Annotated in this window: 15 protein-coding genes and 1 other annotated feature (1 of these 16 only partly in view); all 15 genes read left to right on the top strand. The window is 41.4% G+C overall.

Translation table 11 applies throughout. The features are described 5' to 3' along the window. Positions 1-229: 229 nt before the first annotated feature. The 15 genes from spoVE to ABC357_RS11715 all read left to right on the top strand — a co-directional run bounded on the left by spoVE (position 230) and on the right by ABC357_RS11715 (position 14,490). Positions 230-1,330 carry a stage V sporulation protein E gene (spoVE, locus tag ABC357_RS11785; protein ID WP_412887688.1) on the top strand — a complete coding sequence of 367 codons (1,101 nt, stop codon included), beginning with the start codon at positions 230-232 and terminating at the stop codon, positions 1,328-1,330. 339 nt (positions 1,331-1,669) lie between these two features. Continuing rightward, complete coding sequence (murG, locus tag ABC357_RS11780) at positions 1,670-2,767, top strand: undecaprenyldiphospho-muramoylpentapeptide beta-N-acetylglucosaminyltransferase (protein WP_412887687.1); 1,098 nt, start codon at positions 1,670-1,672, stop codon at positions 2,765-2,767. A 265-nt stretch (positions 2,768-3,032) separates the two neighbouring features. Continuing rightward, the gene (locus ABC357_RS11775; RefSeq protein ID WP_412887686.1) at positions 3,033-3,794 is read left to right on the top strand and encodes a cell division protein FtsQ/DivIB; all 762 of its coding nucleotides are present in this window, start codon (positions 3,033-3,035) and stop codon (positions 3,792-3,794) included. A 527-nt stretch (positions 3,795-4,321) separates the two neighbouring features. Next, entirely contained in the window at positions 4,322-5,611 is a 1,290-nt protein-coding gene (gene ftsA / locus ABC357_RS11770; protein WP_412887685.1) for a cell division protein FtsA, read from the top strand. Between the two features lie 37 nt (positions 5,612-5,648). Next, a complete protein-coding gene (gene ftsZ, locus ABC357_RS11765) occupies positions 5,649-6,803 on the top strand; it encodes a cell division protein FtsZ (protein ID WP_412887684.1) in 1,155 nt (384 codons plus the stop codon). A 530-nt stretch (positions 6,804-7,333) separates the two neighbouring features. Then, entirely contained in the window at positions 7,334-8,254 is a 921-nt protein-coding gene (gene spoIIGA, locus ABC357_RS11760) for a sigma-E processing peptidase SpoIIGA (RefSeq protein ID WP_412887683.1), read from the top strand. 65 nt (positions 8,255-8,319) lie between these two features. Next, on the top strand, positions 8,320-9,030 hold the full coding sequence (gene sigE / locus ABC357_RS11755) for an RNA polymerase sporulation sigma factor SigE (protein ID WP_412888649.1): 711 nt from the start codon (positions 8,320-8,322) through the stop codon (positions 9,028-9,030). 452 nt (positions 9,031-9,482) lie between these two features. Beyond that, a complete protein-coding gene (gene sigG, locus ABC357_RS11750; protein ID WP_412887682.1) occupies positions 9,483-10,262 on the top strand; it encodes an RNA polymerase sporulation sigma factor SigG in 780 nt (259 codons plus the stop codon). A 176-nt stretch (positions 10,263-10,438) separates the two neighbouring features. Further along, entirely contained in the window at positions 10,439-10,708 is a 270-nt protein-coding gene (locus ABC357_RS11745; RefSeq protein ID WP_412887681.1) for a YlmC/YmxH family sporulation protein, read from the top strand. 68 nt (positions 10,709-10,776) lie between these two features. Beyond that, the gene (pgeF, locus tag ABC357_RS11740; protein WP_412887680.1) at positions 10,777-11,613 is read left to right on the top strand and encodes a peptidoglycan editing factor PgeF; all 837 of its coding nucleotides are present in this window, start codon (positions 10,777-10,779) and stop codon (positions 11,611-11,613) included. After that, positions 11,600-12,283, top strand: coding sequence for a YggS family pyridoxal phosphate-dependent enzyme (locus tag ABC357_RS11735; protein ID WP_412887679.1), 684 nt, complete (start codon positions 11,600-11,602; stop codon positions 12,281-12,283). Before pgeF ends, ABC357_RS11735 begins: the two co-directional genes overlap by 14 nt. A gap of 16 nt (positions 12,284-12,299) precedes the next feature. Continuing rightward, positions 12,300-12,761: a cell division protein SepF gene (locus tag ABC357_RS11730; protein ID WP_412887678.1), complete on the top strand. Its 462-nt coding sequence runs from the start codon at positions 12,300-12,302 to the stop codon at positions 12,759-12,761. A gap of 4 nt (positions 12,762-12,765) precedes the next feature. Further along, positions 12,766-13,035, top strand: coding sequence for a YggT family protein (locus tag ABC357_RS11725; protein ID WP_412887677.1), 270 nt, complete (start codon positions 12,766-12,768; stop codon positions 13,033-13,035). Between the two features lie 80 nt (positions 13,036-13,115). Then, entirely contained in the window at positions 13,116-13,889 is a 774-nt protein-coding gene (locus ABC357_RS11720; protein ID WP_412887676.1) for a YlmH family RNA-binding protein, read from the top strand. An 88-nt stretch (positions 13,890-13,977) separates the two neighbouring features. Beyond that, positions 13,978-14,490, top strand: a complete 513-nt coding sequence (locus ABC357_RS11715; protein ID WP_412887675.1) for a DivIVA domain-containing protein — start codon at positions 13,978-13,980, stop codon at positions 14,488-14,490. A gap of 44 nt (positions 14,491-14,534) precedes the next feature. Continuing rightward, positions 14,535-14,563: a binding site (T-box leader), on the top strand; it runs 225 nt beyond the window's last position.

Genomic DNA, 14,563 nt, shown 5'->3' with positions numbered 1-14,563 from the left:
ACAGGAGAGTATGGCAATGAAGGCCGGGTTTTGTTTTTGTAAGGATGAGGACCGGCCACGATGCATTCCCGTATTGTTTTCATAATCAGGCTTAACAACCAAGAAAGGCGTAATAACTAAAAATATGTGCTTCCGCCATGTTTTTATGTCATCTGCCATTCAAAAGGTTGTTAAGCCTTTTTTTCTGGCAAGCTACAGGCTCTAATTTGACCTTCAGAGGTGTAGAACTGTGCACACTAAAAAAAATAACCCCGATTTGCTTCTAATGATCGTAACTTTTTCTCTTTTGTCCATAGGATTAATCATGGTCTACAGTGCCAGTGCTGTCTGGGCGGCCTATAAGTTTGATGACTCATTTTTCTTTGCGAAGCGGCAGCTTTTATTTGCTGGTGTAGGGGTAGTGGCCATGTTTTTTATCATGCAAGTCGACTATTGGACTTGGCGCAAAATTTCTAAGGTTTTCCTGCTGGTCTGTTTTGTACTGTTGATTGCAGTATTAATCCCCGGAATAGGGATGGCCAGGAACGGTTCGCAGAGCTGGATTGGGGTAGGGGCTTTTTCTATTCAGCCTTCTGAATTCATGAAGTTGGCGATGATTGCTTTTCTTGCCAAATTCCTGTCAGAAAAGCAGAAGTATATCACTACCATCAAAAAAGGGTTATTCCCTTCATTGGGGTTGGTTTTTTTGGCGTTCGGCCTCATCATGCTACAGCCTGATTTAGGGACAGGCACGGTTATGGTAGGGACTTGTGTTGTTATGATTTTTGTAGCAGGGGCAAGAGTGAGCCATTTTGTCTGGCTCGGCGCATTCGGGCTCGGAGGATTCATAGCATTGATTGCTTCAGCCCCTTACAGAATGCAAAGGATTACTTCATACTTGGATCCATGGGCAGATCCCCTAGGGAGCGGTTTTCAAATGATTCAATCTTTATTGGCTATCGGTCCGGGCGGCTTGCTCGGACTGGGGCTTGGCCAAAGCAGGCAAAAGTTTTTCTACTTGCCGGAACCGCAGACCGATTTTATTTTTGCGATTCTGTCAGAGGAACTTGGTTTTATCGGAGGCAGTTTCGTCATATTGCTATTCGGTCTGCTTCTATGGAGAGGAATAAGGATCGCTCTGGGAGCCCCGGACTTATACGGCAGTTTTTTGGCTGTTGGCATCGTCAGTATGGTCGCCATCCAAGTGATGATCAATATTGGGGTAGTGACAGGGCTTATACCGGTAACTGGAATTACGCTCCCGTTCCTGAGTTATGGCGGTTCCTCCCTTACATTGATGCTCATGGCCATTGGCGTGTTACTGAACATCAGCAAACATTCCCGTTATTAGGCAAACCTCTTGTGCAACAAGAGGTTTTTATGTATATGCCACTACCCCTTTTAGACTTAAAGCCAATTTTTAATAAAGGCAAAACGCCGTTTTTAGTCAGAGACTGTCTTAAGATAGTTGGTTGTAAAAAAGCGCTTTGCCCTTTTGTTTCCTAAAAGAGGTTTGTTTGGTAAAAATAAAAAAATCTTGGTATACTATTTACTTGTTATTTAGCCTAAAGCAAACAGCTAGGGTTAGAAAGATTTCTTCTAAAGATGTTTGCATTATAGTAGAATAGGGTATAGCACTTTGCAGAGTGCCATTGTTAATGAAAGCGTAAAAAGCGTATGAGGTGAATTTATGAAGATTGTCATTAGTGGCGGCGGAACGGGCGGTCACATCTATCCGGCACTTGCATTAATTAGAGAAATACAGAAAAAACATCAAAATTGTTCATTTCTATATATCGGCACTGAAAAAGGGCTTGAAAGCCAGCTGGTCCCGAGAGAAAACATACCGTTTAAGTCCATACATATTACAGGTTTCAAACGGAAAATTTCATTTGAGAATGTAAAAACGGTTTTTCGCTTCCTTAAAGGGGTCAGTGACAGTAAAAAAATCTTGAAAGAATTTAAGGCGGATGTCGTTATAGGCACAGGCGGCTACGTGTGCGGACCCGTTGTATATGCTGCTGCCAAGCTAGGCATTCCGACAATTATACATGAACAGAACAGTGTGCCTGGTTTAACAAATAAATTCCTGAGCCGCTATTGCTCCAAGGTAGCTGTATGCTTCGAAGAAGCGGCTGCATTTTTCCCTGCAGAAAAAACTGTGCTTACTGGAAATCCGCGTGCTTCAGAAGTGGTGTCATATAGAGGGAAAGCAGGACTGAAAGAACTAGGATTAGATATTGGCAAGCCGACTGTCCTTGTTGTGGGCGGAAGCAGAGGGGCACGCCCGATTAATGAAGCTGTCCTGAAGGTAATGGCTGAACTTGGGGAGAAGCCTTATCAACTGCTGTATGTAACAGGGGATGTACATTATGAGAAAGTCATGGATGAGATGAAACTGATCGGCAATCCTTCGAATGTAGTAGTGAAGCCTTTTATTCACAATATGCCTGCAGTGCTTGCAGGGGTTGATCTGGTCGTCGCTAGATCCGGGGCAACGACGCTTGCGGAGCTAACAGCATTAGGCGTCCCGAGCATACTGGTTCCAAGCCCATATGTTACGAATAACCATCAGGAAAAGAATGCGAATGCATTAGTGAAAAATGGAGCGGCAGTCATGGTCTTGGAAAAAGATCTAACTGGTTCCAAGCTGGTTTCTGCCATGGATGAACTACTGCTATCGAAGGACGAACTTGAGAAAATGAAGGATGCTTCCAAAAGCTTGGGCATGCCGGAAGCTAGTGAACATGTTTATAAGTTAATGAAAGAAGTATCCAACCAACGGTAACCTGAAATGGCAACAGACTGAACAACCGAAAAAGGAATTGTGATGACCTGGCCTCTTCCAATGTGACAGGTCATCTTTTTATTCAAGGGATATTATATAGAAGTTCTTGATTTATGGATAGAAATGTAACATGTAATGGTATAAAATAAATTTACATTCCTGGCCTGTACGGATTTTTATGCTCTAAACATGTATGAGAGCTCCAAATGATTTGTACACCATAATTAAAAGTTAAAGGGGAAATACATATTAAGAGGTGAAAGAAATGGAAAAAGGGAAGGTCGTTTCTCTTGAAGACCGAATTCCGAAATTAAAGCAAAGAAGAAAGAAGAAAGCGAATCGGCGGGCGATTATACTGCTGTCCTTTTTCTTTCTATTACTTATTTTAGTATTATATTTTCTTTCTCCTTTAAGCAATGTAAGTTCTGTCAGGGTGGAAGGCAACCGTTATGTTGCAAAAGATTCAATTATTGCTGCCAGTGGCTTGAGCACAGATACGAGCGTCTGGAAAATGAGCCGTGCGCAAATAGCGGAACGGATAAAAGAATTGCCGGAAGTGAAAAAGGCCAAAGTTGCCATTTCTCTGCCGAACAAGGTTGAAATCAAAGTGGAAGAATACAGCCGCCTCGGTTATCTTCTAAAGGATTCAAAATACTATCCCATTCTTTCAAATGGAAATTATTTAGAGCCGCTGGAGAAAGGGGATATACCAGTCCATGCTCCAATTTTGATGGGATTCAAAAAAGGAAAAGAGCTTAAGTCAATGGTGGATGCGTTGGGACAGATGCCGGAGGAAATCAATAATGCGATATCGGAGATACATTATGAACCGGCCAAAACAGACAAATACCATATACGCATGTATATGAACGATGGCTATGAGGTGACCGCAACATCCAAAACAGTGGCGGATAAACTCATCCATTATCCAGCGATCATTGCCCAATTGAATCCGAAAGTAAAAGGGGTCATTCATTTGGAAGTTGGTTCTTATTTTGAAGAATATCAGCCGGCCGAAAAAAAATAATCGCCGCAACTAGTCGTATTTTCCTATAACAGGAAGGTTTATTGGGGGTTTGGTTATTTTTGTAAGGGAATATGGACTAACGATTGATTTTTGTGAAGTTTGCCCTTAAAAGGTTATTTTTCCGTTTTTTTGTGGAAAAAAGGAAAGTCACCAATTTCTAATAAGTGAAACTAAAATGATAATTTAATTTAATTTCTGTTATAAACGCATTTTCACAGCAAAATAAGCTTTTCTAGAGGTACAGATTGGTGTAGACTTGTAAATAGCAACAGTTCTTTTTTGTTGAAAGAATCCACGCTGTTAACAATAGAAAAATGTTAGCTTTCCCACTGACTATTAGCGTATTTATATACATCGTCCATTCTACCTAATATGGAGCAAATATGTATATTAAAAAAGGGAAAATAAAGTTCGTGACGAATTGAATACATAATATGTTTGCTAACGGTAATACGATTCTATTAACAGGATAAAATGTGTTTAATGTAGATATTTTATATAATTTTGAAACAAGGAGGTGCCATGGAATGAACAGCAACGATATTTATGTTAGTCTTGACATCGGTACATCCAGTGTAAAAGTAATCATTGGCGAAATGGTTCATGACACTTTTAACATACTTGGTGTAGGCAATGTGAAATCAACCGGGTTGCGCAAGGGAGCAATTGTTGATATTGATGAAACGGTTCATTCAATCCGTCAAGCTGTAGAAGAAGCAGAAAGAATGGTAGGATTACAGATTAGGAAGGTAATAGTTGGCATCAGCGGTAGCCATGTACTTCTTCACCCTTGCCATGGCGTAGTGGCTGTTTCAAGTGAAAACAAAGAAATTACACAAGCCGATGTCATGAGAGTAAGAGAAGCCTCCGAGGTAATGACAATACCCTCCGATCGCGAAGTGATTGATATCATCCCTTTGCAATATAAAGTGGATGAACTGGATGAAATTAATGATCCGCGTGGTATGATCGGCGTCCGTCTTGAAATGAAGGGTATGCTGATTACCGGTCTTAAGACCATATTACATAATACACTTCGATGTGTCGAAAAGGCTGGGCTTGAAATTGTTGAGATTGTCTTACAGCCATTAGCAGCAGGCTCCCTTGTTCTGTCTAAAGATGAAAAAGATTTGGGAGTAGCTTTAATAGACATAGGCGGCGGGTCTACGACTGTCGCTGTTTTTGAAGAAGGATGCATGATTTCTTCTTTTGTCATTCCAATCGGCGGTGATATGATCACTAAAGATTTATCCGTGATATTGCGAACGACTATGGAAGATGCGGAAAAACTGAAATTAAAATACGGACATGCCTTTTATGACGACGCTTCTGAAGAAGAAGTGTTCGAGGTGCCGATTATTGGAAGCAATCAAAAACAGCCTTGCAATCAATTAATGCTTGCTGAAATTATCGAAGCCCGCTTAACGGAAATATTTGAAATGGCCAGCGATGAATTGAACAACCAGGGATTCAGAGATGTGCCTAGCGGGTTCGTTTTGACAGGCGGAGTTGTTAAAATGCAGGGTGTTCTGGAGTTGGCTCAATATGTCCTTCAAAATCGTGTCCGGACTGCTGAACCAAATTATATCGGTGCAAGAGAACCCCAGTATACAACGGCAGTCGGTTTGATCAAATATGCATGCCAAAAGGAAAGGCAACAAGGAGTCTCATATGGGAATTCTGCAGTTCCGCAAGCTGAGAGACAGGAATATCGTCAAAGTGCACAGAATGAAACGGTGCCAATGAAAGAAAAACAGGCGAAAGACCCTAATGAAAAAGGCAAATTTAAAAAATTATTAGGTTATTTCTTTGAATAAGTAAACCAAGGAATCTAGCGGAATTAGGAGGATTATCATGTTAGAGTTTGAATCTAATTTAGATGCATTAGCAACGATCAAGGTAATTGGCGTTGGCGGCGGCGGCAACAACGCTGTAAATAGAATGATTGAGCATGGAGTGCAAGGGGTTGACTTCATCGCTGTCAATACAGATGCCCAGGCATTGAACCTGTCGAAAGCAGAAGTCAAAATGCAAATCGGCAGCAAATTGACAAGGGGACTTGGAGCAGGCGCAAACCCAGAGGTCGGCAAGAAAGCGGCCGAGGAAAGCCGGGAGCAAATTGAGGAAGCATTGCGCGGGGCTGATATGGTTTTCGTCACTGCTGGAATGGGTGGCGGTACTGGTACCGGAGCGGCTCCTGTCATCGCAGGCATTGCACGTGAACTGGGAGCATTAACGGTCGGAGTTGTAACCCGTCCATTCACGTTTGAAGGCCGCAAGAGGGCGACTCAAGCACAAGGCGGAATCGCTTCGATGAAAGAATCGGTTGATACGTTGATTGTCATTCCAAATGACCGTCTCCTTGAAATCGTTGATAAGAATACACCTATGCTTGAAGCGTTCCGTGAAGCTGATAATGTGCTTCGACAAGGTGTACAAGGCATTTCGGATCTGATCGCTACACCGGGATTGATCAATCTTGATTTTGCCGATGTTAAAACGATCATGAGCAATAAAGGCTCTGCTTTGATGGGCATTGGTGTCGCATCAGGAGAAAACCGTGCTGCAGAAGCAGCGAAGAAAGCTATTTCTTCACCATTGCTTGAAAAATCAATTGATGGTGCACAAGGTGTCTTGATGAATATTACAGGCGGAACAAACTTAAGTTTGTTTGAAGTCCAGGAAGCGGCTGATATAGTTGCATCTGCCTCCGATCAAGAAGTAAACATGATCTTCGGTTCTGTTATCAACGAGAACCTGAAAGATGAAATAATCGTGACAGTTATTGCTACAGGATTCAACGAAACGGAAGTGCAGGCTAAACCTCAAAAGCCAAGCTTCGGACAAGTAAGGCAAAATCAGGCGGCTGCAACACAACCGCAAAGGCCTGCACAATCTCAACCAGCGAGAGAGGCGCAGGAGCCTTCACGCCATCAATCTGGTCAAGGCGGCGAAGAAACATTGGATATCCCGACGTTCCTCCGCAACCGCAACCGTAATCGTAAATAGGTTTTAAAAACGTAAGGGGCTGCACTCAAAGTGCAGCCCCTTTTTCCTTTGATATAGAAATATACACTTTTGTCCCTTCCGCTTTGTTCTCATCCAGCTATAGGGACCAGCCACTAGTGAACTTCCCCCTCATCTTCTACGATAAGTCAACATCGAATCGCTCTGCTCTTCGTGTATCCTTTATCTCAAGAGTGAGCGGTCCAGTTCATACGTGGCCAAACGGTCCCTTCCGCTTTTGTTCTCATCCAGCTGCAAGCGCCATCCCCTCGAGGTCTTAAGCCGGTTTCTGTTAAAGGCAAAGCCCGGCCTTTAAGCAGAACACGTCTTAAGCTAGTCGGGGATATTCAGGCGCTTTCCGCTTTTGTTTTTCATTATTAGTCATATGGGATGTGCGGCTTGCATAAAGTGAAACAAGCAACGACAAAATCCCTTTAAAAAACCGATTTTTATTGTACAGAAAATGACAACCTTTTCCAGTGGTTATAGGCTATACTTCATTACAAGCCTTAAAATCAGTAGGGGGGGAATACTTGGTAGCGTATGTAGATATAATTGTTCTATTAAACTGGGGCTTTGATAGCCTACTGCTCTATTGGACATCCCTCTTATTAAAAAGAAGGGTCCCGTACTATCGTATTTTCGCGGGGGGGCTTATAGGAGCACTTTTAATAGTATTCACTTTTTCCCCTTATTATGCGATAGCCAATTTAGTCATCATCAAATTAGCAGTTTCAGTGCTTATGGTATGGATGGGTTTTGGATATAAACGCTGGAAGGTATTTGTCAAAGCCTTATTCCTTTTTTATTTTGTCACTTTTTTGTCTGGAGGTATTTTGCTTGGGGTCCATTATTTGTTTTCTTACAAATTTTTAGCTGCTGAGCCGAGTGTTTTTTACATGCCAAAAAGTTACGGTGACCCGGTCAGCTGGCTCTTTGTCATGCTTGGCTTCCCGCTTGGGTGGGTTTACGCTAAAAAAGTATTTTCAGAAATGGAAATGACAAATATCATGCAGGAAAGCATGATGGACGTGCAGATGTGTGTGAAAGGGAAGTTATTGGAATGCAGAGGGTTTATTGATACAGGGAATCAACTGTATGAGCCGATTACGAACATTCCTGTCATGGTTGCGTCTGCTATAGCCTTGAAAGATCAATTGCCTGAAGAAGTGTATCGGCTCATCCGAAACGGAGGGAAGATGGAAGAATGGGGAGCTGATTTTCAAGTGGTGTGGGCAGACCGTATTCGGTTTATCCCTTATAAAGTGGTAGGCAAGGAGCAGCAGTTATTGGTTGCCTTTAGACCGGATTGGATCAAGTTGTCATCCGGAGACAGTTCCGGCACCATCAATAAAGGATTAGTGGCTTTTACTGAACAAACACTATCGCATGATGGTTCTTTTGATTGTATAATCCATCCTCGAATGCTTATTTCAATGAAGGGTGCATCTTAAAGTGTTTCTCTATTACACTATACTCATTCTTTATCCATTTAGAAGGAGGAAACAAATTGAAGAAAATGATTTTTAGATTGAAATATCTCTGGTACAAACTCCGTTTAAAACTAGGCCTGAAGAATGATGAAATATATTATATCGGCGGCAGTGAGGCGCTTCCTCCCCCTTTATCGAAAGAGGAAGAAGAAATACTAATCCACAAATTGCCGAATGGCGATCAAACGGCAAGGACCATTCTGATTGAGCGGAATTTACGTCTGGTCGTTTATATCGCACGAAAATTTGAGAATACAGGTATAAATATTGAAGATTTGATATCGATCGGAACAATCGGATTAATAAAGGCCGTCAATACATTCAATCCGGAAAAGAAAATTAAATTGGCTACATATGCCTCGCGCTGTATAGAAAATGAAATATTGATGTTCCTGAGACGCAACAATAAAATTCGCTCCGAAGTATCATTTGATGAGCCGCTCAATATTGATTGGGATGGAAATGAACTGCTGCTGTCGGATGTTTTGGGGACGGAAGAAGATATAATCACAAAAGATTTGGAAGCAACCATTGACAGAAAGCTACTTACAAAAGCCCTACATCAATTAAATGATCGTGAAAAGCAAATTATGGAGCTGAGGTTCGGATTAATGGGAGGAGAAGAAAAAACACAGAAGGATGTTGCTGATATGCTTGGCATATCCCAATCCTATATTTCCAGACTGGAAAAGCGGATCATAAAACGGCTGAGAAAAGAATTCAATCGAATGGTATAAGAGATGGGCCAATGCATTCAGGGTGGAGAAAAATGGTAAAACGGCAATCGTGGTAGCTACTTACCTGCGTTACCGGCGAAAATGGTTGATTCCAATCATGGGCTAATGCTATCCTCCGTCGGGTATGGCTTCCTTTGTTGGGTTCAGTTAGGGCTTGAGTTCTGGAACGTCTTTATACAAACATTCATTAAAAGAATTGAGATTATGTCCATTCACTTTTTTCTACATTTCCTGAGGTCCTTTATTAGGTCCTTTTTTTTTTGAGCATTTTTCCATTTATTTTTCCAAATTAATTTGAGCCTTATAAAAACATGGGGAATACAGCTATCTGTCCATTTTTTACTTGTTAATTATTATTTGAATATACTATTTGCTGGGAATCGACTGCATATTTTTTTCCTGCAGGGGAGATACTGTTTTTTGTACAGCACCCCTGTAAGGAGGTAGGATTTGTGTCACGTAATAAAGTAGAAATATGTGGTGTAGATACTTCAAAATTACCGGTTTTGAAGAATGATGAAATGAGGAAGCTTTTCGCTGAACTGCAGTCTGGAGAGCTTTCCGCCCGAGAAAAACTGGTTAATGGGAATTTAAGACTTGTCCTAAGCGTCATACAGCGCTTCAATAATCGCGGCGAATTTGTAGACGACTTATTTCAGGTAGGCTGTATTGGATTAATGAAATCGATTGATAATTTTGATTTGGGGCAAAATGTGAAGTTCTCGACATATGCCGTTCCGATGATCATTGGTGAAATCAGAAGATACCTTCGGGACAATAATCCGATTCGTGTTTCCCGTTCTTTACGGGATATAGCATATAAAGCATTGCAAGTGAAAGAACGGTTGATGAGTAAAACCTCACGGGAGCCGACTGCTGTGGAGATCGCTAAAGAACTGGATGTTACGCACGAAGAAATTGTTTTTGCATTAGATGCCATCCAGGATCCCGTCAGTTTGTTTGAACCAATATATAATGATGGTGGAGACCCTATTTACGTCGTCGATCAGCTAAGCGATGAGAAGAATAAGGATACCCATTGGATTGATGAAATTGCATTAAAAGAAGGAATGAAACGGTTGAATGACCGGGAAATGATGATTATCCGGAAACGTTTTTTCCAAGGGAAAACTCAAATGGAAGTGGCTGATGAAATAGGCATTTCACAGGCGCAGGTATCCCGTCTCGAAAAAGCGGCAATAAAACAAATGAATAAAAATATACAGCATTGATACTAGCGGTGTAAGTACATGACAAGACCCTTTTTGCACAGAGTGGACATCTCTATTGCATAGGGTCTTTTTAGATTTGAGCTTGCCCTCTTTCTGTTTTCCTTACGATTCATATTCATCCATTGACGATCAATTACATATATTTGGAGTAAGGGATTTGACGGGAGGATGGAAATATGGGGAAAATTTCAGAATTCCAGGTGAAGGATATCATCAATCTGGCAGACGGCAAAAGACTCGGCAACCTTCAGGATTTAGTGATCAATACTCATACTGGGCAAATAGAGGCTTTGATTGTAGCGGCTAATGGTAAATGGCTCAACTTGTTCCACAGGGAAGATGAAGTGATCATTCCTTGGAAGAAAATCAAGAAAATTGGGAAAGACATCATCTTTGTCGACTACGCCAATCCTAAAATGGAGTATTCTCCTGAAGATGAAAAATAGCAAATTGGCTAGGAGCACGATTGGTTCATATGGTAAACTGTTACTAAAACAGAGGGAAGAAAGCCATTATGAATGAACTATTCAAAAAAGAGAAGGAAACGTATTATACGATCCGTGGATGGAAAGATATGGACAGTGGCCTTACGGTCGGTTTTACGACAAAAAACGGCGGAGTTAGCACGAATGAGTTTACATCTTTAAATACAGGGTATCATGTGGGTGATGAAAAACAAGTTGTGGTCCAAAACCGGACTATCATCGCAAATGAGATTGGTGCTCCATTGGAAACGTGGGTGGGGGCAGAACAGACCCACAGGAAGTCTATAGTCAAAGTGACCAAGGAGATGGCCGGCAAGGGCGCTTGCGATTATGAATCAGCATTGAAAGATACAGACGGCCTATATACAAATGAAAAAGGTGTTCTGTTAACGCTTTGTTATGCAGATTGTGTGCCCATCTATTTTTTTGCTCCTGCCCATCAATATATTGGGATAGTCCATGCAGGCTGGAAAGGTTCAGTTGCAGGCATAGCAGCTGAAATGATAGAGCGTTTCAAGGGCGAAGGGGTTCCTTTGGAGGGTATTTATGGTGCGATAGGGCCATCTATCTGTGAAAAATGTTATATAGTTGACGATAAAGTCATTAGAGAAGTCAATAAAGTACTGGAAGGCAAGGGCAAAAAGCCATATAATTTAATTAAAGACGGCCAGTACCATTTGAATTTACAACAGCTTAATAAGCAAATTATGCTGCAGGCCGGGTTAAAGCATGTGCAAGTTACTAATCTATGCACTTCTTGTCAAGCAGAAGATTTTTTTTCCTATCGAAGAGATGGAGGAAAAACCGGCAGGCTTATGAGCTTCATCGGCTGGAAGGAGGCAACAGGTCATCATGAAAGTAAGTGATAACCTTTCTAAGGTGGAGCGTCAAATCGAGCTCGCCTGTAAAAAAAGTGGACGCAACAGAGAAGAAATCAATTTAATTGCCGTCACAAAATATGTGAGCAATGAACGTACTCAAGAGGCTGTGGCAGCCGGGATCAACAATCTTGGCGAAAATCGGCCAGAAGGGCTGCTCGAAAAGCAGCGGCATATAGATGGACAAGTCAATTGGCATTACATAGGATCTTTGCAGACGCGAAAAGTAAAAGAAATAATCGAACATGTTGATTATATCCATTCCTTGGACAGGCTTTCGCTTGCAAAGGAAATTCAAAAACGATCCAAATCGGCTATTCGTTGCTTTGTCCAAGTGAATGCGTCGGGTGAAGAATCAAAGCATGGCTTAAAACCCGAAGAGGCCGTTCCGTTTATAAAGGCATTGCAAAATGGCGATTATGGACATATCCGCGTTGTCGGATTAATGACTATGGCTCCTTTAACAGACAATGAGGATCAATTGCGGAGCTGCTTCAAAAAAATGAAACGACTGCAGCAAGAGATTGTAGAAATGAATATAGAACAAGCACCGTGCACAGAACTTTCAATGGGTATGAGCAATGATTACGGCATAGCCATCGAAGAAGGCTCTACTTTTATTCGTATAGGAACTGCACTTGTTGGTGAAGATTCATAAAGGAGGCAACGAAAAGATGTCAATAGGATCAAAATTTAAATCATTTTTTGCTCTGGAAGATGAATATGAATATAGAGAAGAGCCTGCCGAAGAAGAAGTGCGGCAGGAAATACCGGTCAAAACGTCCGGGAAATCACAAATGGCGAATCAAGGCAATGCTTTGCCGCAGAATGTAGTGAGCCTGCAGAGTGTACAGAAAACCTCGAAAGTGGTTCTTTTCGAACCCCGCGCCTATTCAGAAGCGCAGGAAATAGCCGACCATTTGAAATCAAGAAGGGCTGTTGTCGTTAATTTGCAGAGCATTTCACATGATCAGGCCAAACGCATTGTAGATTTCTTGAGCGGCACAGTGTATGCTATTGGGGGAGATATTCAGAAAGTGGGTACAAATATTTTTTTGTGCACACCCGATAATGTAGATGTGTCTGGCAATATTTCAGGCCTTCTTCAGGATAACAATGAAGATTTAAGGTGGTAAGTGAATGGTTTTACTTTTTAATTTAGTATTGACGCTGGTGAAAATATACTCATATGCTCTAATTGTTTATATTTTCATGTCATGGTTTCCGGGTGCCCGGGAATCAGTTATCGGACAATTCCTTGGACGTATTTGCGAACCATATCTGGAAGTATTCAGACGGTTCATACCTCCAATCGGTATGATTGATTTTTCGCCAATCGTAGCCTTTATCGTATTGAATTTAGCTACACTTGGTTTACATCAATTGTTTAGAATGATTTTATTCGGGTAAAAATGTTGGGCTGAGTCGCTTTTTAGGGAACTCAGCCTTCCTGATTTATACCGGAAAAATCGATTCGTAAGGAGCCAGCTATGGAGATTTACCAACATTTCCGTAAAGAGGAAAAAGTTTTCATTGATAATGTATTAGATTGGAAAGAGCATGTAGAGACATACTACAGTCCAAAACTCTCTTCATTCCTCGATCCAAGGGAACAGCAAATCGTAACGGCTATTATCGGCAATAATGAGGATTGCAGACTCGCTTTTTTTGGCGGATATAAAGAGGCTGAACGGAAAAGGGCTCTGCTATATCCACAGTATGATGAAGTGGCGCCTGAAGATTTTCAATGTTCGCTCATTGAAATTTCCTACAACAAAAAATTCCATGAAATCACGCATCCACAAATCCTAGGAACCGTTATGTCCCTTGGGATGAGAAGGGACAAGTTCGGAGATGTCCTTTTATCCGACCAGGCTGCCCAGGTCATCGTTGATAAAGAAATCGCATCCTTTGTTTGCAATAATATAGACAAGATTGGGCAAGCAGGTGTTACGCTACAGGAAATAAGACTAAGAGATGTTGTGCCTGTATATACTAATTGGCAAGAAGGAACGTTGACGTCCTCTTCACTGCGGCTGGATTCACTTCTTTCATCGATGTCCCGGTTATCGAGGCAGAAAGCGCAGGAATACATCGCGGCAGGGCATGTGAAAGTGAACCATATGGTTATTGAAGAGAAGGATTACCCGTGCCATCAGGGCGATACAATTTCATGCCGGCGTTATGGCCGTTTTAAAATCATGGAAATCGAAGGAAGAACGAAAAAAGATAAGTGGAAAATAGTGTTTGGGCAGCAGAAATAAATCCTCTGTAGAAGGATTTACAAAATGTCTGCCGGAACGTAGAATAAAAGGTAAGACTGACTAACCAATTCAAATACGGAGGTGCAAAATGCCTTTAACGCCACTCGATATACATAACAAAAGTTTCAATAAGGGATTTCGTGGATATGATGAAGATGAAGTGAACGAATTCCTTGAACAAGTGATGAAAGATTACGAGCTGATACTCCGCGAGAAGAAAACGCTCGAAGATAAACTTCAAGATGCCAATGAAAAACTCGGTCATTATAATAATATCGAAGGAACGCTGAATAAATCGATCCTCATTGCCCAGGAAACGGCTGAAGAAGTAAAGAGAAATGCGCAGAAGGAAGCCAAATTAATCATTAAAGAAGCAGAAAAGAATGCCGATAGGATTGTGAATGAGTCTTTATCCAAAGCCAGAAAAATTGCTATGGAGATAGAAGAGCTTAAGAAACAATCCAAAGTATTCCGGACAAGATTCACAATGCTTGTCGAGGCGCAGCTCGATCTCATTAAAAATGAAGACTGGGAGCACCTGATGGATTTCGAACACGATGCTTCTGAAGTTTTATTAAAAGATCATGAATCGTCTTATTGATTCTCTGCACTTTTTCGTATATAATTTCATACAAGATTAGTATACAGGCAACGTTGAAAGGGACAGTACGCTT

The sequence above is a fragment of the Bacillus kalamii genome, assembly GCF_047238185.1.
Classification (GTDB): Bacteria; Bacillota; Bacilli; order Bacillales; family DSM-1321; genus Bacillus_AD.
The sequence above is the reverse complement of the archived record's forward strand: the minus strand, read 5'-3'. Positions and strand labels throughout refer to the sequence as shown.

Bases quoted from the DNA above. Each gene is read 5' to 3' on its own strand.
- murG (WP_412887687.1), top strand. From the start codon at position 1,670: ATGAAGATTGTCATTAGTGGCGGCGGAACGGGCGGTCACATCTATCCG.
- ABC357_RS11775 (WP_412887686.1), top strand. From the start codon at position 3,033: ATGGAAAAAGGGAAGGTCGTTTCTCTTGAAGACCGAATTCCGAAATTA.
- ftsA (WP_412887685.1), top strand. From the start codon at position 4,322: ATGAACAGCAACGATATTTATGTTAGTCTTGACATCGGTACATCCAGT.
- ftsZ (WP_412887684.1), top strand. From the start codon at position 5,649: ATGTTAGAGTTTGAATCTAATTTAGATGCATTAGCAACGATCAAGGTA.
- sigE (WP_412888649.1), top strand. From the start codon at position 8,320: ATGATTTTTAGATTGAAATATCTCTGGTACAAACTCCGTTTAAAACTA.
- ABC357_RS11745 (WP_412887681.1), top strand. From the start codon at position 10,439: ATGGGGAAAATTTCAGAATTCCAGGTGAAGGATATCATCAATCTGGCA.
- pgeF (WP_412887680.1), top strand. From the start codon at position 10,777: ATGAATGAACTATTCAAAAAAGAGAAGGAAACGTATTATACGATCCGT.
- ABC357_RS11735 (WP_412887679.1), top strand. From the start codon at position 11,600: ATGAAAGTAAGTGATAACCTTTCTAAGGTGGAGCGTCAAATCGAGCTC.
- ABC357_RS11730 (WP_412887678.1), top strand. From the start codon at position 12,300: ATGTCAATAGGATCAAAATTTAAATCATTTTTTGCTCTGGAAGATGAA.
- ABC357_RS11725 (WP_412887677.1), top strand. From the start codon at position 12,766: ATGGTTTTACTTTTTAATTTAGTATTGACGCTGGTGAAAATATACTCA.
- ABC357_RS11720 (WP_412887676.1), top strand. From the start codon at position 13,116: ATGGAGATTTACCAACATTTCCGTAAAGAGGAAAAAGTTTTCATTGAT.
- ABC357_RS11715 (WP_412887675.1), top strand. From the start codon at position 13,978: ATGCCTTTAACGCCACTCGATATACATAACAAAAGTTTCAATAAGGGA.